The following is a 17,389-nucleotide window of genomic DNA, read 5'->3' on the forward strand; positions in this document are numbered from 1 at the left end:
TCAGCGCGTCATGTGCTCCATCACGCGCATCGAGTTGGCGAAGATGGTCAGCACCGGATTGACGCCGCCGTTCGTCACGTGCAGCGACCCGTCCGCCACCCGCAGGTTGTCGTGGCCCCACACCCGCCCGTACGGATCGGTCACCGATGACGCCGGATCCGTGCCCATTCGGCAGGTGCCGGCCTGGTGCTGCCCCCCGCTCGGTCCGGTGCTCGTCGACACGGCCGCCGCGGGCACCACCCGCCGGGCCCCCGCGGCCGCCAGCCACTCCGCCGCCCGGTCGTTCATCGCACCCTGGCAGCGCACGTCCTCCGCGTGGATGCCGCCGGAGAGAGCCGCCACCGGGTTGCCGAAGCGGTCCCGCACGTCCCGGTCGAGCGCGACCCGGGCGGATGCGGTGGTCACCTCCTGAATCGGCCCCACCACCCTCTGCATGCGACGGGCGAGGCGGCGCATGCCCTCCTTCGACGCGGCCCCGTGCGGCGGAATCACGCCCGCCTCCACGAGATGGCGGAACGTGCTCGACGGGGTCGCGACGAACTCGTTGGCCAGCATGCCGCCGCCCACGATCGACGGCGTGCCGTGCCGGAAGTCACAGGTGGCGATCGAGGGCCCCGGACCCACCGAGTCCACGACCTCGTCGTCGAAAACGCCGAGCGCACCGGCGTAGACGTGACCCTGCAGGTGCCGGCCCACCTGATCGGCGTTGTTGCCGAGCCCGTTCGGTTCACGATCACTCGTGCTCGCGAGCAGCAGTCGGGCGCTCTCCACGGCGCCGGCCGACACGACCACCTCCCCCGCGGTCACCTCCCGCCGCCAGACGGCCCCGGCCACCTCCGCGACGAGGGCGACGCCGCTGACCCTGCCCGCGGCATCGGTGAGGATCCGTTCGACGCGGACGCCGGGCAGGATCGCGCATCGCCCGGTCGCGAAGGCGCGCAGGAGGGTGGTGTTCTGGCTGCCGTTCTTGGCATCCACGGCGCACGCGAAGCCCACGCACTGCCCGCACTGCTCGCAGGCGTCGCGGCCGAGGTACGGGCGGGAGTTGATGAGCAGCGGCACCGGCAGCGTGGACATGCCGAGTCGGGACGCCGCATCCGCGAGCCGCGTGCCGAACTGCGAGCCGGGGAGCGGGGCCATCGGGTAGTCCCGCGAGCGCTCGCCCGCCCAGGGGTCGCCGCCCTGCGCACCGGACACCCCGATCTCCCACTCCGCCCGACTGTAGAACGGCTCGAGGTCGGAGTACTCGATCGGCCAATCGGCGAGCGCGCTGCCCTCGGGTACCCCGTAGCGCGACGCCATCCGCAGGTCATCGGGCGTGAACCGCCATGCCTGCGCGCCGTAGACCCGGGTGCCGCCGCCCACCGTCATGGCGTTGTTGCTCCACGGGTGTTCGGCGGGTCCGACCCGAAGGGTGCGTCCGCCGATCCGCACGGTGCGCGGATTGCCCGCCGTGGGCGGACCGGAACGAGGGTCGAGGCCCGACGCGGACCGCGGGTTGCGGAGGTGGTCGCCTGCGAGCTCGGCGGTCGTGGGCCAGTCCCCGGACTCCACCACGAGCACCGACCGACCGGATGCCGCGAGCGCCTCGGCAGCGACGCCGCCCCCCGCACCTGAGCCGATGACCACCGCGTCGTAGCGCGCACCGACCCGCTGCGGGGTGAGCACGTGGTCGGGTGCGCGGTACTCCCGCGGAACGTCGGGCAGGCGGCCGGCACCGTGCGGCGACCACCCCACCGCGGACCACGACACCGCGTCGCGATTGCCGCCGTTGCCGGGGTCGGCGTAGTAGCCGTCGGTCACCAGCCGGGCCAGCCACCGATATTCCGGGTCGTCGGCGAGCTCGTCGAGCACCGCGAGGCGGCCATCCGGATCGAGAGCGGCGAAGCCACCCTCGATCCGATCCGTCGCGCGTCGGTCGATGTCGGCGAGCACCGCGTCGAGGCGATCGATCCACTCGGGTCGGTCGCGTTCGAGCACGGTCCCGAGAAAGGACACGCCGCCCGACGCACTGCTCGAGGGGTACTCGTCGGCGGGAACGATCGCGTCCAGCACCAGCGGCAGCAGGCTCGTATCAGCAGTGCCGCGTAGGGTCGAATTCATGGGTACACCGATCGATCTCTCCCCCGCCGAAGCTCTTCTGACTCAGTCGCCGATGGTACTCCCGGCCGACCGGGGCCCGGCGAGCGCCGCACTGCTCGACATCCTCTCCGGCGAAGCGGACGCCGCGGGAACGCTTGCGGCCGAGGTGAGCGCGGCGCTGGAGTCGACGCCGGACATCGTGTTCGACGACGACCTCCAGCTCACCCTGTTCTGCCTCTACGAGCTGCACTACGGCGGAATCCGGGACGTGAGCGACGACTGGGAGTGGGATACCGCCCTGCTCGCCGCGCGCGGCCGGATCGAGCGCGCGTTCGAGGCGGCGCTCCGCGCCCGGGTGCCGCTGCCCGAGCGCCCCGAGCCCACCGCGAAGGCGGTGGCCGCCCGCCTCTTCGAGTTCACCGCCGCGGACACCGGACCGAGCATGTCCCGGTTCGTCGCGAAGAAGGCGACGCACGAGCAGGTGGCGGAGTTCCTGACCCTGCGGTCGATCTACACCCTCAAGGAGGCCGACCCGCACAGCTGGGCCATCCCGCGTCTCAGCGGTCGGGCGAAGGCGGCGCTGGTGGAGATCCAGGCCGACGAATACGGCGGCGGACGCCCCACCCGCATGCACTCCGCCATCTTCCCCCGCACGATGAGTGCGGCAGGCCTCGATCCGGCCTACGGAACCTACGTGGACGCGGTGCCCGCGGTAACGCTCGCCTCGGTGAACCTCATCTCGATGTTCGGCCTGCACCGTCGACTGCGCGGCGCGATCGTGGGGCATCTCGCGGCGTACGAGATGACGTCGTCGGTGCCGAGCCGGCTCTACGGCGACGGTCTCCGTCGGCTCGGCTTCGACCAGGACGCCACCTGGTACTACGACGAGCACGTCGAGGCGGATGCGGTGCACGAGCAGATCGCGGCGCACGACATGGCGGGTGGACTCGTGGAGGCCGAGCCGGCGCTGCTCGACGACGTGCTGTTCGGTGCGGCCGCCGGGCTCGCCGTCGACGGTTGGGCGACCGAGCGCACCATGGCGGCCTGGGCCGCAGGCGACTCGGCGCTCCGCACGCCGGCGGCGGTTCGATGAGCGACGCAGTGGGCACGGGCGCCGGGGATGCGGGCGCCCGGAACCGCACGGGCCCCGGGGATGCGGACCAGGACGTCGTCATCGTCGCCTATCCCGACGGCCCCTTCCTCGTGCGGGGCGACGTGGCCATCACCGCACCCGATGGCACACCGGTGGAGCGCACGCGAGCGACCGTCGCGCTCTGCCGCTGCGGCAAGTCCACCATCAAGCCCTTCTGCGACGGCACGCACAAGCTCATCGGCTTCCGCACCGAACCGCAGCTTCCGGGCGACCCCGCGGCGTAGCCCCCGGCGGATCGGCGCGGATTCGGCGACGACTCGTCAGAAGTCGTCGGGGAGGTCGAGTCGCATCCGGTAGTTGCGGAGCACCTGACCGCGTAGCGGCACATCCCGCGATGCGACCACGACGAAGCCGTGCCGCTCGAAGAACGGCCGGGCCGGAATGCTCGCGTCGGTGGTGAGCGCATGCACGCCCCGGAGTCTGGCCTCGGCCAGTTCCGTACTGGCCAGAACGGTCTCCAGCAGGGCGGATGCCACGCCGCGGCCCTGCGCGTCGGGCGCGACGAACATCATGTCGACGTGCCCGTGCGGCAGCAGGTCGGTGAAGCCGATCACCCGGTCCTCCTCCACCGCCACCCAGGTGGGCCGCGACCCTCGCCTCTTCGCCCAGCGTTCCGGGTCGCGGTCGTCCGGCGCCCATGCCGCCGCCTGCGCGGCGGTGTAGCCGGCACCGGCGGTGGCCCGAACCGCTCGGCGGAACACCGCCGCGGTGGCGAGGGCGTCGCGGGAGGCGTATGCCCGGATGTGCATGGCCGCAATGCTACGACCCGGCCGCCCGCCGGGCGGACGGCCAACACCGCACGGCCGACGGTGCCCGGATCCCCGGCTGCCTATCATGGGCCGGTGGCCATCCCGAAGATCCTGCTCTACTACGTGTTCACGCCGCTGGCCGATCCCGAGGCGATCCGTCTGTGGCAGCACACGCTGTGCGAGTCGCTCGGACTCCGTGGGCGCATCCTCATCTCGCCGGACGGGATCAACGGCACCGTCGGCGGCGACCTCGACGCCGTGAAGAAGTACCTCCGGCGCACCCGGGAGTACGGCCCGTTCGCCGCGCTCGATCCGAAGTGGAGCGAGGGCACGGGGAACGACTTCCCGCGTCTCAGCGTCCGGGTGCGTGACGAGCTCGTGAGTTTCGGGGCGCCCGACGAACTGCGGGTCGATGAGGACGGCGTGGTGGGTGGCGGACGCAGGCTGTCGCCCACCGAGCTGCACGAGCTCGTCGCCCGCCGCGGCGACGAGGTGGCCTTCTTCGACGGGCGCAACTCCTTCGAGGCGGCCATCGGGCGCTTCCGAGGCGCCGTCGTGCCCGATGTGACGAGCACCCGCGACTTCGTGGCCGAGCTGGACAGCGGGCGGTACGACCACCTCAAGGACCGCCCGGTGGTCACCTACTGCACCGGCGGCATCCGGTGCGAGGTGCTGTCGGCCCTCATGGTGAACCGCGGCTTCGGCGAGGTGTACCAGCTGGAGGGCGGCATCGCGCGGTACGGCCAGGCGTTCGGCGACCGTGGACTCTGGGAGGGCAGCCTCTACGTGTTCGACAACCGGGTGTCGGTGCCGTTCAGCGCCGATGCCGTCGCGATCGGGGTGTGCCACCGTTGCGGGGGCAACACCGGCGACATGCACAACTGCGACGTGGCGGGCTGCCGCGAGCAACTCGTCACCTGCGCCGGGTGCGCGGCGGCCGGCGTGCCGGTCACCTGCGTGGGACACGGCGAACCCGTCGCGTCCGGAGGTCAGCGACAGGTGTAGCGCAGGCCGTCGACCACGTGCTCGCCCGGCCCGAGCTCGGCGCACACCCACACGGTCGAGCCGACGGTGGTGCCGAACAGCGCGAATCCCGTCGACGTCACCGCGACGAGCACGGCCACCCCCGCGGCGAGCACGACGACGGCGAGGATCACGCCCGCCACGGCGAGGCGACTGGTCCGCCCCGCGCGCCGGGACAGCGCGATTCCCACCACGCTCGCGGCCAGCCCGAGCAGCGAGAACGGCGGCAATATGGCGAGGGCGAACCCCACTACGCTCCACACGGCGGCGACGTGCTGCTCGCGAGCGGGATCCGCGTGCCCCGCCGCAGGATGAAGCGCCGGGGGCGGGGACGCCGCAGGCCGGGGCGCCGGGTCGCCCGGACCGGTGGCCGTGTCGGTCATGCCGTTCGTCCCCCGCGTGTGGTGTCCGCCCGGAGTGCGGCGGACGGGTCGTACAGGAACTGTATCGAGAACGCCTCCGGGAATGCGTCACCATGGATACATGCTCCGCACCATGCTCACCGCCAAGATCCACCGCGCCACGGTCACCCACGCCGACCTGCACTACGTCGGTTCGGTGACCGTCGACCACGACCTACTCGACGCCGCGGGCATCCTGCCGGGGGAGCTCGTGAGCATCGTCGACGTCACGAACGGCGCGCGCCTCGAGACGTACACGATCGCCGGTGAGCGCGGGTGCGGCGTGATCGGCATCAACGGTGCCGCGGCCCACCTCATGCACGTGGGCGACGTGGTCATCCTCATCGCCTACGGACAGTTCGAGACCGCGGAGGCGCTCGCGTTCGAACCGCGCATCGTGCACGTGGACGCCCGGAACCGCATGGTCGAGATCGGCACCGACGCCGCGGCGGCGGTGATGGCCGGGGTCGAGCGGCCTCCGCTCGCCGAGCCGTCCGCGCGCGACTCGGACTGATCCGCCACCGCGACGGGATTAGAGCCTGACGGACGCGTACAGCAGAATGGACGCGTGCGAATCGGAATACTGACCAGTGGTGGCGACTGCCCCGGACTCAACGCGGTTATCCGCGGCGCGGTGCTCAAGGGCACGCAGATCCACAAGCAGGAGTTCCTCGGCTTCCGGGATGGCTGGCGCGGCGTGGTCGACGGCGACGTGATGCCGCTGTCCCGGCGCGAGATCCAGGGAATCGGCAAGCAGGGCGGAACCATCCTCGGCACCTCCCGCACCAACCCCTTCGACGGCGACGGCGGGGTGGAGCGAATCACCGCGAACCTCGACCGGCTCGGCATCGACGCGATCATCGCCATCGGCGGAGAGGGCACCCTCGCCGCCGCCAAGCGCCTCACCGACGCCGGCCTCAAGATCGTCGGCGTGCCGAAGACCGTGGACAACGACCTCGGCGCCACCGACTACACCTTCGGCTTCGACACCGCCGTGCAGATCGCCACCGATGCGATGGACCGCCTGCGCACCACGGGCGACTCGCACAGCCGGTGCATGATCGCCGAAGTCATGGGGCGCCACGTCGGCTGGATCGCGCTGCACTCGGGCATGGCGGCGGGCGCTCACGCCATCCTCATCCCCGAGAAGAAGACCAGCATGGATGAGATCGTCGGGTGGGTGCAGGCCGCCTACAACCGCGGTCGCGCGCCGCTCGTGGTCGTGGCCGAGGGCTTCGTGCCCGACTCCGCCGCCGACGCGCACAACGAGCGCGGACTCGACGCGTTCGGGCGCCCGCGGCTCGGCGGCATCGGCGAACAGCTTGCTCCGATCATCGAGGAGCGCACGGGCATCGAGACCCGGGCGACCACGCTGGGCCACATCCAGCGCGGCGGAACGCCCACGTCGTACGACCGGGTGCTCGCCACCCGGCTCGGGCTCGCCGCCGTCGACTCCGTCATGGCGGGCCACTGGGGCCGCATGGTGGCGCTCCGCGGCACCGACATCGTGCACGTGGACTTCGCCGAGGCCCTCAAGACGCTGAAGACCGTGCCGCAGGACCGGTACGACGAGGCGGCCATCCTCTTCGGGTGAGCCCCGTCGTTCGGGTGTAGCCGATCTCTCCAGGTGAACCCGGTCTAGCCTGAAGTCATGTTCCGGGCGATCGTGGTGGAGAAGTCGCAGGGTGCCGACGGCGATGCGACCGAGGTCGGCATCCGGGACCTCGACGACGGGTTCCTGACCGACGGCGACGTGATCGTCGACGTGAGCCATTCGAGCATCAACTTCAAGGACGGGATGCTGCTCGCCGGGCGGGGCGGCATCGGGCGCACCAGCCCGCTCATCCCCGGCATCGATCTCGTCGGCACCGTGAGTGCCAGCGAATCGCCCGACTTCGCCGCGGGCGACCTCGTCACCCTGAACGGCGCGGGCATGGGCGAGTCCCGGCACGGCGGCCTCGCCGAGCGGGCGCGGGTGGATTCCGCCGCACTGGTGCGCGTGCCCGACGGGGTCGGCGCCGCCCAGGCCGCCGCCATCGGCACGGCGGGTTTCACCGCCATGCTGTCGGTGCTCGCGCTGGAGAAGACCGTGCGACCGGGAAGCGGTGACGTGCTCGTCACCGGGGCGGCGGGGGGAGTCGGCTCCGTGGCCATCGCCGTGCTGGCCGGTCTCGGCTACCGCGTGATCGCCTCCACCGGCCGCGTCGCCGAGACCGGTGACTACCTGCGGGCACTCGGCGCCGCGGACGTCATCGACCGCGACCTCTTCACCGAAGCGGGAAAGCCGATGCAGAGCCAACGCTTCGCCGGAGCCGTCGACTCCGTCGGCAGCCACACCCTCGCGAACATCATCGCCCAGACCGTCTACGGCGGCACGGTCACCGCCTGCGGACTCGCCCAGGGTCCCGATCTGCCGGGGTCCGTGCTGCCGTTCATCCTGCGCGCGGTGTCCCTGGTCGGCATCAACTCGGTGGATGCGCCGCCCGAGCTCCGCGCGGAAGCCTGGCGCCGACTCGCCACCGACCTCGATCTCGACCTGCTGGACTCGATGACGTCGACGGTGTCGCTCGCGGATGCCGAGACCGTCGCGCCGCGCATCCTCGCGGGGCGGGTGCGCGGCCGCACGGTGGTCGACGTGCGCGCATAGAGTAGGCACCATGTCAGGGATCGCACTCACCGGGACGATCTTTGTCTCGCTCGCCGCACTCCTCCACGTGGGCTTTTTCCTCGTCGAGAGCGTGTACTTCACCAAACCGCACGCCTGGAAGCGCTTCGGGCTCACCTCTCAGGAGCAGGCCGGCATCGCGCGTCCCCTCGCGTTCAACCAGGGCTTCTACAATCTGTTCCTCGCCCTCGGCGCGGGGCTCGGTCTCATCCTCTACTTCGCCGGGAACGTGCCCGCCGGCCTCACACTGGTGCTCTACACCACGGCGTTCATGGTGCTCGCCGCGATCATCCTCGCGAGCACCAACCGGCGCATGCTCGGCGCTGCGCTGATTCAGGGCGCTCCCCCGCTGCTCGGCCTCGTCTTCTTCGCCGCCGCCGTCTGACCCGATGACGACGTCCGACCCGAAGCGCACGGGCTACGACGAGCGCTTTCTCGGGCTTCCCGATCCGGTTCCGCTTCCGGTCTCCCCCGCGGGATCCGCGCGGGTGGTGCTCGACTACACCCACTTCTCCGTGGTGCTCGATACCGACCGTCGCCTCGCAGCGGCCACGGCGGTGAACATCGACGGCGACCGCGTCCTCGACGTGCCTCGGTCGGACGACTGGCACCTCGACGACCGCGTCCCCGCCGGGGCGCAGGCGGGTCCCGAACTGTACGCCCGCAACGACCTCGATCGCGGGCACCTCGTGCGCCGCCGCGATCCCGTCTGGGGCGACCCCGACGTTGCGGCGCGCGCGAACTCCGACACCTTCGCGTACACGAACGCGGCGCCGCAGGCCAACACCTTCAACCAGTCCAAGGAACTGTGGCTCGGACTCGAGGACTACATCCTCGACGCTGCGGTCGCGTTCGACCGCCGCCTCTCGGTCTTCACCGGCGTGGTGTTCGGCGCGGCCGACCCGCTGTATCGCGGAGTGCGCATCCCGCTCCTGTTCTGGAAGGTCGCGGCCTGGGCGCAGGAGGGCGGGCTCGCCGCCACCGCCTATTTACTCGATCAGACCCCGCAACTCGACCGGGTCGACCTCGGCGCCGTCGCCGACGCCCCGCCGCTCGGGCCGTTCCGCACCTTCCAGGTGCCCGTGGAGGAGATCGCGAGGCTCACCGCCCTCGACCTCGGCGACCTGGTCGCGGCGGACCGGCTCCGCGTGCCCGTTCCGGCCCCCTCCGCCCGGGCCGGTCGCGCCGCCTGGCGCGAACTCGACTCCCCCGCCGCCCTCACCCTCTAACCCGCTCCCGCCCTGCCCCATCCCGTCGCGGCACGTGCGCTGCGCTCTGAGGCGGGCGGAGGCTAGGCGGGCGGGGCGGCTGCCGCGGCCGCGCGCGCGGCGACCGGGACGGCGGCAAGGATGCGACGGATGGCGCCCTCGTCGAGCGCGGCCGACACGAACCACGCCTCGAACACCGAGGGGGGCAGGCTCACGCCCGCATCGAGCATCGCGTGGAAGAACGGCGGATACCGCCACGCCTCCTGCGCGCGCACGTCGGCGTAGTTGTGCACGCCGCCCGCCACGGTCTCGCCGAACGCGAAGCTGAAGAGGTTGCCGGCCCGCTGAACCGAATAGGGCACACCCTCGTTCTCGAGCGCCATCGACGTGGCCCAGATGACGATGTCGGCCGCGGTGTCGAGCGTACGGTAGACGGCCGCATCCGCGAGGCGCAGCGTCTCGAGGCCCGCGGCCACGGCGACCGGGTTACCGGAGAGCGTGCCCGCCTGGTAGACGGGTCCGCTCGGCGCGAGCTGGTCCATGACGTCGGAGCGACCGCCGAGCGCGGCGACCGGGAGGCCGCCGCCGATGACCTTGCCGAAGGTGACGAGGTCGGGCGTCCATTCGACGCCGTCGCGGTTCTCGTGCCCCCACCACCCGGCAGCGCTCACCCGGAATCCGGTGAGCACCTCGTCGGATATGAGCAGCGAGCCGTTGTCGGCCGTCAGGCGGGCGAGTGCGGCGTTGAAACCGGGCATCGGTGCCACCACGCCCATGTTGGCGGCGGCGGCCTCGGTGATGACGGCGGCGATGCGGTCGCCGTGCACCGAGAACACCTCGCGCAGCGCGTCGAGGTCGTTGTAGGGCACGACGAGCGTCTGGGCGGCGATCGCGGCGGGCACACCGGCCGACCCGGGCAGGGCGAGGGTGGCGACCCCGGAGCCCGACTCGGCGAGCAGACCGTCGGAGTGGCCGTGGTAGTGACCGGCGAACTTGACCAGCAGGTCGCGCCCGGTGAACCCGCGGGCGAGCCGGATCGCGGTCATGGTCGCCTCGGTGCCCGTCGACACGAGGCGCAGCTTCTCGACGGCATGGGTACCGTCCACCGCCACCCGCTCGTGCACGAGCTCGGCGAGCTCGGTCTCCGCCGGGGTGGTGGCGCCGAAGCCGAGTCCGCGCGCCGCCGCGTCCTGCACGGCGCGCACGACCCGCGGATGCGCGTGGCCGAGGATTGCGGGACCCCAGGAATTGACGAGGTCAACGTACTCGTTGCCGTCGACATCCGTCACATAGGCACCCCTCCCCGACACCATCATCCGAGGTGTTCCGCCGACCGAGCCGAAAGCCCGCACCGGGGAGTTGACGCCGCCGGGGATGACCGCGCGGGCGCGGTCGAACAGGTCGGAGCTGGAGGTCATGGGGTCGCCTTTCGGTCGACGGGGGCGGCGTTCGAGGGTGAGGTCCTCGACGGGGTGGTGGTCGGGGGCGTCAGCTGTGCGACAGGCACCGTCAGCGCGAGGTGAGGCGGTCGGCGAGCTCGACCGCCCAGTACGTGAGGATGGCGTCGGCGCCGGCGCGCTTGATGGCCAGCACGCTCTCGTCGATGGCGCGCTCGCGGTCGATCCAGCCGTTCGCCGCGGCCGCCTCGATCATGGCGTACTCGCCCGACACCTGATAGGCCCACACCGGAACGGTGCTGCGGGCGGCGACGGCGGCGAGGATGTCGAGGTAGCTTCCGGCGGGCTTCACCATCACCACGTCGGCGCCCTCGGCGATGTCGAGTTCGACCTCGAGCAGGGCCTCGCGCGAGTTGGCGTTGTCCATCTGGTAGCTGCGCCGGTCGCCGGACAGCTGCGAGTCCACCGCCTCCCGGAACGGGCCGTAGAACGACGAGGCGTATTTCGCGGCGTAGGCGAGCACGGCGGTGCTCGTGTGGCCGGCCTTCTCCAGGGCGTCGCGCACCACGCCGACCTGGCCGTCCATCATGCCGCTGAGTCCGAGCAGCGCCGATCCGGCTTCGGCCTGCACGAGCGCCATTTCGGCGTAGCGCTCGAGGGTCGCGTCATTGTCCACGCTCCCGTCGTCGGCGAGCACGCCGCAGTGCCCGTGGTCGGTGAACTCGTCGAGGCAAAGGTCCGTCTGCACGACGAGCTCGTCGCCGACCTCCTCGACGGCGATACGGGTGGCGAGGTTGAGGATGCCGTCGGGGTCGGTCGCCTGGCTGCCGACCGCGTCGCGCTTCTCGGGCACACCGAAGAGCATCACGCCGCCGATGCCGGCCTCGGCGGCGTCGGCGAGGGCCGACCGGAATCCGTCGAGGGAGTGCTGGTGCACGCCGGGCATCGAGGCGATGGGCACCGACTCCTCGAGACCCTCCCGCACGAACATCGGCAGCACGAGGTCTTCGGGGTGCAGGCGGGTCTGGGCGGTGAGGCGGCGCATCGCGGGGGTCGTGCGCAGTCGGCGCGGCCGGAACGCCGAGGGGCGTGGGGCGGGTGTGTCGTGCGAGCGGCTCACATGCTCTCCCTGTCGTCTGCGCCGGACCAGCCGTCGAGCGGCGGCTCCCCGGTGGGGTGCGGTTCCTCACCCTTCTCGCCCATCGCGGCGTCGACGACCGCGTGGATGAGCGAGGTGGAGGACTGGTGGCGCGCCACCACGTCGACGCGGAGGCCGGCTGCGCGGGCGTCCTTCGCGGTACGGGGGCCGATGCAGGCGACGAGGGTCTCTTCGGGGATGGTGCCGAACTGCTCGGCCACCTGATCCGCCACGCTGCCCGAGGTGACCAGGATGGCGCGGACCCGGCCCGACGCGACGTCGGCTCGAACCGAGTCGGACACCGGCACGCCGACGGTGCGGTAGGCGACGACGGACTCGACGAGGTGGCCGCGCGAGCGCAGTCCCTCGGTGAGCAGCGGCTTCGCGATCTCGGACCGAAGGGCGAGCACGCGTTGCGGCGTGCTACCCGCGCGCATCTCTTCCCAGTCCCGGAGCAGGGCGTCGGCGGAGTTGTCGCCGGTCGGCACGAAGTCCACCGGGAAGCCCGCCGCGGTGAGCGCCGCCGCGGTGGTCTCACCGACCGCGGCAACGCGGGTCGTGGGCGGCACGATGGCCTGGTGGGAGGTCAGCACGTCGACCGTGGTGGCGCTCGTGACGGTCATCCAATCGAACGCGCCCTCGGCGAGCGCGGTGAGCGCACGGTCGAGCGTGGCGGTGTCCTGGGTGTGGGCGAAGTTGATCATCGGCGCGATCACCGGGTAGGCGCCCTGACCGCGGAGGTCCGCCGCGACCCGGTCGCCCCAGGGTCCACCGCGCGGCACGAGCACGCGCCAGCCGGACAACGGCTTCACGGACCTACTCACTGTGGTCATGTCGCGGACCCTCTCAGTGGTGCGAGCTGGGCGGCCCCGGCGTCGAGCAATTCCTCGGTCAGCGGACCGGCGAGGGCGACGGCGTAGGCCGGAAGGTTCTCGAGGGTGAAACCCCCGGTCGGCAGCGTGTGCGCACGGGTGATCGAGCGCGCCCCGTCGAGCTGGTAGACGGTGGCGGCGAGCGACAGGCTCTCGCTGGAGAAGGCGGCCGTGGCACCGATGGGCGCCGAGCAGCCGGCCTCGAGGCCGGCGAGCACCGAACGTTCCGCGGTCACCGCGGCGTGGGTGAAGGGCTCGTCGATGTACTCGACCGCGCGCGCGAGCGGCGTGGGTCCGTGCAGGTCCTCGGCGCGGACCTCGATGGCGAGCGCTCCCTGTCCGGGCGCGGTGGGCCAGTCCTCGAGCGGGAAGTATTCGGTGACCGCGTCGAGACGGCCGAGTCTGTCGAGTCCGGCGGCGGCGAGCACCACGGCGTCGAGGTCGCCCTCGCTCACGCGGCGGAGCCGGCTGTCGACGTTTCCGCGGATGTCCACGACCTCGAGGTCCGGTCGGGTCGTGCGCAACTGCGCGACCCGGCGCGGGGATCCGGTGCCCACGCGGGCGCCGCTCGGCAGGTCGGCGAGCGTCATGCCGTCGCGTGCGCACAGCGCGTCGCGCGCGTCGGCGCGCGCGGGCACGGCGGCGATGGCCAGTCCGTCGTAGGGGGCGGTCGGCAGATCCTTCAGCGAGTGCACCACGAAATCGCACTCGTGCCGAAGCAGCGCCTCCCGGAGCGCGCTTGCGAACACGCCGGTTCCGCCGAGGCTCGACAGCGACTCGCGCGACCGGTCGCCGTGCGTGGAGATGGGCACCAGCTCGACCGGCTGCCCGGCGGCCTCGGCGATGGCGTCGGCCACGACTCCCGCCTGGGCGAGCGCGAGGGCGCTGCCGCGCGTACCGAGGCGCAGGGTGGCTCCGACGACCGCCTCCGCCGCCTCGCCGCGCTCGGAGGCATCGGTCGTCGTGGTGGGGAAGGCGGTGGAATGATCGAGCGGATCGGTCACGGCTTCAGCCCGGACACGGCCGGCTTGAAGCCCAGTCGCACGTTCTCGCAGCAGCCGGGCCGACACACGTCGTACCAGGGTCCGAGGTCGGTCATCGCCGGTCGCTCCGCCTTGGGCGTGCCGTTCACCCGCTCGAGCACGAGGTCGATCAGGCCGTCGACGTAGGCGGCGTGCACGCCGGGCGTCGGCGCGCGGACGAAGAACAGGCCCTGCTCGTCGGCGGACTCCTTCGCCTCGTTGTCGAGGTCCCAGAGCACCTCCATGTGGTCGCTCACGAAGCCGAGCGGAACCACGATCACCGCGCGGATACCGCGGGCGGGCAGATCGGCGATGGCGTCGTTCACGTCGGGCTCGAGCCAGGGCATGCTGGGCGGGCCCGATCGGGACTGGTACACCAGCTGCCACGGGACGGTGGTCCCGGAGTCGCCGGTCACCGCGTGCATGACGACCTCGGCCACGGCCAGGTGCTGCGCCGCGTACGCACCGTTGCCGTCGAAGCCGCGCTCGGCGGGTCCGGATCGTGCGGCGTCGGACGACGGGATCGAGTGGGTGGCGAACAGCACCTCCACCTCGGTGGAGAAGTCGATGTCCGGATGGGCCTCGCGGACGGTGTCGAAGGCGGTGCGCACGCCCTCGATGAACGGCGTGACGAACCCGGGGTGATCGAAGTACTGCCGGATCTTGTCGATCTGGATGACGCCGCCGAGACCCGTGTCCTCGAGCGCGTCGGCGAAGTCCTCGCGGTACTGCCGGCAGCTGGAGTAGGAGCTGTAGGCGCTGGTGGCCAGGCCGATGAGCTTCGTGTACCCGGCCTCGTTCGCCTCGCGCAGCGCGTCGTTCAGGTAGGGGTTCCAGTTGCGGTTGCCCCACAGCACGGGCAGGTCGATGCCGCGCTCCGCGAGCCGGTGTTCGAGGGCGGCCTTCAGCTCGCGGTTCTGGTCGTTGATCGGGCTCACACCACCGAACGCGCGGTAGTGGTGGGCGACCTCTTCGAGCCGCGACTCGGGAATCCCCCGGCCACGGGTGACGTTGCGCAGGAACGGGATGACGTCGTCCTGGCCCTCGGGCCCACCGAACGACGCGAGCAGGATGGCGTCGTACGCCACCGGTTCTTCCACGTGCTCGGGACCGGACTGCGCCGCGGGCGTCGCCGCGGAGACCAGTGCGCCGGGCTCGAGCGGAGCATCCGTCGCCGGGTTCGGCTTCGAGCCGATGTTGATTGCTGTCACTACTGAAGCACCTCTACAACCTCTGCCGTGGTGATGAGTCGTCCCGTATAGAACGGCACCTCGTTGCGCACGTGCATGCGCGCGTCGGTGGAGCGCAGGGCGCGCATCAGATCGACCAGGTTGAGCAGCTCGTCGTCTTCGAGAGCGAGAATCCATTCGTAGTCGCCGAGGGCGAACGACGCCACGGTGTTGGTGAGCACCGAGCGGTACTCCGCCCCGGCACGGCCGTGCCGCATGAGCATGTCTCGGCGCTCCTCGGCGGGCAGCAGGTACCACTCGTACGAGCGCACGAACGGGTACACCGTGAGCCAGGCTGCGGGCTCCTTGCCGCGCATGTAGGCGGGCAGGTGATTGGCGCTGAACTCCGCATCCCGGTGCACGCCCATCGCGTTCCAGGTGGGCAGGAGGCCCTTGAACAGCTGCGTGCGGCGCAGTTCGCGCACCGCCCACTGGAGCCCCTCGGGGGACGTGCCGTGCACCCAGAGCATGAGGTCGGCATCCGCGCGGATCGAGGACACGTCGTAGATTCCCCGCAGGGTGACGCCCTCGTCCTGGATGGTCGCCACGGTGGCGTCGAGCTGGGCCACGGCCCGGGGAACGTCGTGACCGTCGAGGTCGTCGGGGTTCGCCGGATCACGCCGCAGCACCACCCACAGCGTGTACTCGGTGGGGGTCGGCGGCGTGGGGAGGTCGGGCGTAGCGGATACTGCCGACTCGGCAGCCGGGTTACTCATATACCCATGGTAAGCCGCGCCGCCCGCCGGAACTGTACGCGAGCCGAGGTGGCGCGGACGCGGAGACGCGACCGCATGCCTCTCCGGAGCAATCCGGAATCACCTCTGGCTATTTGCAACGTTGGAAATTACTCTGGAGTCTCCGCGCGCTCGCACGCATCGTCGCTGCGGGTGCGATAGAGCACCGCTTCACGAGAACGGAAACTGGTTAATGAAGACTCGAATCCTGTGGAAAGCGACGAGCGCATTCGCCGCTCTCGGCCTCGCCGTCACCGGCGCGGCCGTCGCCCCGGCCTCGGCCGCGCCGGGGGGATCAGTATCGACGGCTCAGCACGCGTCGGCGCCGTACGGCTCCGGATACGGCGCACCGGGCCACGGCCCGGCGTATCCGGGCACGAAGGTGCAGGCAGACCTGCCCGGCGGCAAGAGCGTGGTCGGGGAGACGTCGCCGATCCACGACCCCGCCCTGATCATCGCCGACGACGGCACCTGGTACGTGTACTCGACGGGACGGATCAACCGCGAGAACGGCGGAACGATCCAGATCAACGCGTCCTACGACGGTGGCACCACCTGGGAGTACCTCGGCACGGTGTGGGACCAGATCCCGGCGTGGATCGATGAGCACTACTCCGATGGGACACTTCCCGACAACCTGTGGGCGCCCGAGATCTACGAGAACGACGGCACGTACTATCTCTACTACTCGGCATCCCGGTTCGGTGAGAACAACTCGCTCACCGCGCTCGCCACCAACACCACGCTCGACCCGAACGACCCGGACTACGAGTGGGTCGATCAGGGGCTCGTGATCTCGTCGCCGGCCACCGGGCTCGACCCGAACAACCCGGGCAAGACGTTCAACGCGATCGACGCGGGCATCGTGGAGGACGATGAGGGCAACCCCTTCATGGCGATCGGCTCCTACTGGTACGGGATCTTCCTCGTGCCGCTGGAGTGGCCGAGCGGCAAGCCGGTGGAGAACTGGCAGTCGCAGACGGTGAACATCGCCGACCGCTTCATTCCCGGCAACCCGATCGAGGCGCCGTACATCACCAAGCACGACGGGTACTACTACCTGTTCGTCTCGTTCGACGCGTGCTGCCGCGGTGGGGACTCCACCTACAAGATCGCCGTGGGTCGGTCCGAGTCGGTGCAGGGCCCGTACCTCGACATGGAGGGCCGCGACATGTTCGGCGGCGGCGGAACGGTGGTGTTCGACGCGCACGGCGCCATCACGGGTCCGGGCGGTCAGTCCGTCTACGGGGACTACCTCGCGTTCCACTACTACGACGGATCGAACGAGGAGATCCCGTTCTTCCCGACCCTCGGCATCCAGAAGATCAATTGGGTGGACGGCTGGCCCACGTTCGACCAGACCGGGGAACTCCCGGCGCTGATCTCGTCGCCCGAGGAGGTGGGCACCGTGGAGGGTCGCCGCGCCTCATTCACCGCGAGCGCTACGGGAACGCCTCGACCGGTGGCCGTGTGGGAGACCTCCGTCGACGGCGGGACGACCTGGTCGACCGTCGAAGAACAGCCCCGCACGGTTCGCACGAAGGACGGCACGGTCACCTCGACCCTGCGGTTCCCGAAGACGACCCGGAATCAGGACGGCCTGCTGGTGCGCGCGACCCTCTCGAACGCCCACGGCGACGTGTCCACCGATCCGGTGGAGCTGTCGGTCGACGGCAAGCCCGGCAAGGGAAAGGGCCGCTCGTAGGCACGGGCTCG

General features: G+C 71.2%; 18 protein-coding genes. 9 read left to right on the forward strand and 9 right to left on the reverse strand.

Annotated elements, in window-relative coordinates:
• Complete coding sequence (locus EY822_RS05180) at positions 1 to 2,103, reverse strand: GMC family oxidoreductase (protein ID WP_150307295.1); 2,103 nt, start codon at positions 2,101 to 2,103, stop codon at positions 1 to 3.
• A 52-nt stretch (positions 2,104 to 2,155) separates the two neighbouring features.
• On the opposite strand from EY822_RS05180, the gene EY822_RS05185 reads away from it, so the two are divergent.
• On the forward strand, positions 2,156 to 3,175 hold the full coding sequence (locus tag EY822_RS05185; RefSeq protein ID WP_150308771.1) for an iron-containing redox enzyme family protein: 1,020 nt from the start codon (positions 2,156 to 2,158) through the stop codon (positions 3,173 to 3,175).
• The gene (locus EY822_RS05190; RefSeq protein WP_150307296.1) at positions 3,172 to 3,459 is read left to right on the forward strand and encodes a CDGSH iron-sulfur domain-containing protein; all 288 of its coding nucleotides are present in this window, start codon (positions 3,172 to 3,174) and stop codon (positions 3,457 to 3,459) included. Before EY822_RS05185 ends, EY822_RS05190 begins: the two co-directional genes overlap by 4 nt.
• Positions 3,460 to 3,495: 36 nt before the next feature.
• On the opposite strand, the gene EY822_RS05195 is transcribed toward EY822_RS05190, so the two are convergent.
• Positions 3,496 to 3,984 carry a GNAT family N-acetyltransferase gene (locus EY822_RS05195; RefSeq protein WP_150307297.1) on the reverse strand — a complete coding sequence of 163 codons (489 nt, stop codon included), beginning with the start codon at positions 3,982 to 3,984 and terminating at the stop codon, positions 3,496 to 3,498.
• Between the two features lie 93 nt (positions 3,985 to 4,077).
• Between EY822_RS05195 and trhO the strand changes: the two genes are divergently transcribed.
• Complete coding sequence (trhO, locus tag EY822_RS05200) at positions 4,078 to 4,989, forward strand: oxygen-dependent tRNA uridine(34) hydroxylase TrhO (RefSeq protein ID WP_150307298.1); 912 nt, start codon at positions 4,078 to 4,080, stop codon at positions 4,987 to 4,989.
• On the opposite strand, the gene EY822_RS05205 is transcribed toward trhO, so the two are convergent.
• Complete coding sequence (locus EY822_RS05205; RefSeq protein ID WP_150307299.1) at positions 4,974 to 5,390, reverse strand: hypothetical protein; 417 nt, start codon at positions 5,388 to 5,390, stop codon at positions 4,974 to 4,976. The two genes, trhO and EY822_RS05205, sit on opposite strands and share 16 nt — an antisense overlap.
• A 100-nt stretch (positions 5,391 to 5,490) precedes the next feature.
• Between EY822_RS05205 and panD the strand changes: the two genes are divergently transcribed.
• From panD to EY822_RS05230, 5 genes are read left to right on the forward strand one after another with little or no spacing between them, the layout of a single operon-like run.
• Entirely contained in the window at positions 5,491 to 5,922 is a 432-nt protein-coding gene (gene panD, locus EY822_RS05210; protein WP_150307300.1) for an aspartate 1-decarboxylase, read from the forward strand.
• Between the two features lie 54 nt (positions 5,923 to 5,976).
• Positions 5,977 to 7,002: a 6-phosphofructokinase gene (locus EY822_RS05215; RefSeq protein ID WP_150307301.1), complete on the forward strand. Its 1,026-nt coding sequence runs from the start codon at positions 5,977 to 5,979 to the stop codon at positions 7,000 to 7,002.
• 57 nt (positions 7,003 to 7,059) lie between these two features.
• Positions 7,060 to 8,055: an MDR family oxidoreductase gene (locus EY822_RS05220; RefSeq protein WP_150307302.1), complete on the forward strand. Its 996-nt coding sequence runs from the start codon at positions 7,060 to 7,062 to the stop codon at positions 8,053 to 8,055.
• Between the two features lie 10 nt (positions 8,056 to 8,065).
• Positions 8,066 to 8,458 carry a DUF1304 domain-containing protein gene (locus tag EY822_RS05225; protein WP_150307303.1) on the forward strand — a complete coding sequence of 131 codons (393 nt, stop codon included), beginning with the start codon at positions 8,066 to 8,068 and terminating at the stop codon, positions 8,456 to 8,458.
• A gap of 4 nt (positions 8,459 to 8,462) precedes the next feature.
• On the forward strand, positions 8,463 to 9,302 hold the full coding sequence (locus tag EY822_RS05230) for a DNA/RNA non-specific endonuclease (RefSeq protein ID WP_150307304.1): 840 nt from the start codon (positions 8,463 to 8,465) through the stop codon (positions 9,300 to 9,302).
• Between the two features lie 62 nt (positions 9,303 to 9,364).
• On the opposite strand, the gene hemL is transcribed toward EY822_RS05230, so the two are convergent.
• From hemL to hemQ, 6 genes are all read right to left on the reverse strand, one after another.
• Complete coding sequence (hemL, locus tag EY822_RS05235) at positions 9,365 to 10,699, reverse strand: glutamate-1-semialdehyde 2,1-aminomutase (protein ID WP_150307305.1); 1,335 nt, start codon at positions 10,697 to 10,699, stop codon at positions 9,365 to 9,367.
• Positions 10,700 to 10,790: 91 nt separating this feature from the next.
• A complete protein-coding gene (gene hemB, locus EY822_RS05240; protein ID WP_227497044.1) occupies positions 10,791 to 11,798 on the reverse strand; it encodes a porphobilinogen synthase in 1,008 nt (335 codons plus the stop codon).
• Entirely contained in the window at positions 11,795 to 12,649 is an 855-nt protein-coding gene (locus EY822_RS05245; RefSeq protein ID WP_150307306.1) for a uroporphyrinogen-III synthase, read from the reverse strand. The genes hemB and EY822_RS05245 overlap by 4 nt, the downstream gene beginning before the upstream one ends.
• Complete coding sequence (gene hemC / locus EY822_RS05250) at positions 12,646 to 13,596, reverse strand: hydroxymethylbilane synthase (protein WP_150308773.1); 951 nt, start codon at positions 13,594 to 13,596, stop codon at positions 12,646 to 12,648. The genes EY822_RS05245 and hemC overlap by 4 nt, the downstream gene beginning before the upstream one ends.
• 92 nt (positions 13,597 to 13,688) lie before the next feature.
• Entirely contained in the window at positions 13,689 to 14,921 is a 1,233-nt protein-coding gene (locus EY822_RS05255) for a ferrochelatase (RefSeq protein ID WP_150307307.1), read from the reverse strand.
• Positions 14,921 to 15,655, reverse strand: a complete 735-nt coding sequence (gene hemQ / locus EY822_RS05260) for a hydrogen peroxide-dependent heme synthase (RefSeq protein ID WP_150307308.1) — start codon at positions 15,653 to 15,655, stop codon at positions 14,921 to 14,923. Before hemQ ends, EY822_RS05255 begins: the two co-directional genes overlap by 1 nt.
• A 211-nt stretch (positions 15,656 to 15,866) precedes the next feature.
• Here hemQ and EY822_RS05265 point away from each other — a divergent pair, with 211 nt between their 5' ends.
• Complete coding sequence (locus tag EY822_RS05265; RefSeq protein ID WP_150307309.1) at positions 15,867 to 17,378, forward strand: glycoside hydrolase family 43 protein; 1,512 nt, start codon at positions 15,867 to 15,869, stop codon at positions 17,376 to 17,378.
• The last annotated feature ends 11 nt before the right edge of the window (positions 17,379 to 17,389 follow it).

Origin of the sequence: Planctomonas psychrotolerans (genome assembly GCF_008642235.1) — a bacterium.
Taxonomy (GTDB): Bacteria; Actinomycetota; Actinomycetes; order Actinomycetales; family Microbacteriaceae; genus Planctomonas; species Planctomonas psychrotolerans.

Bases quoted from the DNA above. Each gene is read 5' to 3' on its own strand.
- EY822_RS05180 (WP_150307295.1), bottom strand. From the start codon at position 2,103: ATGAATTCGACCCTACGCGGCACTGCTGATACGAGCCTGCTGCCGCTG.
- EY822_RS05185 (WP_150308771.1), top strand. From the start codon at position 2,156: ATGGTACTCCCGGCCGACCGGGGCCCGGCGAGCGCCGCACTGCTCGAC.
- EY822_RS05190 (WP_150307296.1), top strand. From the start codon at position 3,172: ATGAGCGACGCAGTGGGCACGGGCGCCGGGGATGCGGGCGCCCGGAAC.
- EY822_RS05195 (WP_150307297.1), bottom strand. From the start codon at position 3,984: ATGCACATCCGGGCATACGCCTCCCGCGACGCCCTCGCCACCGCGGCG.
- EY822_RS05205 (WP_150307299.1), bottom strand. From the start codon at position 5,390: ATGACCGACACGGCCACCGGTCCGGGCGACCCGGCGCCCCGGCCTGCG.
- panD (WP_150307300.1), top strand. From the start codon at position 5,491: ATGCTCCGCACCATGCTCACCGCCAAGATCCACCGCGCCACGGTCACC.
- EY822_RS05220 (WP_150307302.1), top strand. From the start codon at position 7,060: ATGTTCCGGGCGATCGTGGTGGAGAAGTCGCAGGGTGCCGACGGCGAT.
- EY822_RS05225 (WP_150307303.1), top strand. From the start codon at position 8,066: ATGTCAGGGATCGCACTCACCGGGACGATCTTTGTCTCGCTCGCCGCA.
- EY822_RS05230 (WP_150307304.1), top strand. From the start codon at position 8,463: ATGACGACGTCCGACCCGAAGCGCACGGGCTACGACGAGCGCTTTCTC.
- hemL (WP_150307305.1), bottom strand. From the start codon at position 10,699: ATGACCTCCAGCTCCGACCTGTTCGACCGCGCCCGCGCGGTCATCCCC.
- EY822_RS05245 (WP_150307306.1), bottom strand. From the start codon at position 12,649: ATGACCACAGTGAGTAGGTCCGTGAAGCCGTTGTCCGGCTGGCGCGTG.
- hemQ (WP_150307308.1), bottom strand. From the start codon at position 15,655: ATGAGTAACCCGGCTGCCGAGTCGGCAGTATCCGCTACGCCCGACCTC.
- EY822_RS05265 (WP_150307309.1), top strand. From the start codon at position 15,867: ATGAAGACTCGAATCCTGTGGAAAGCGACGAGCGCATTCGCCGCTCTC.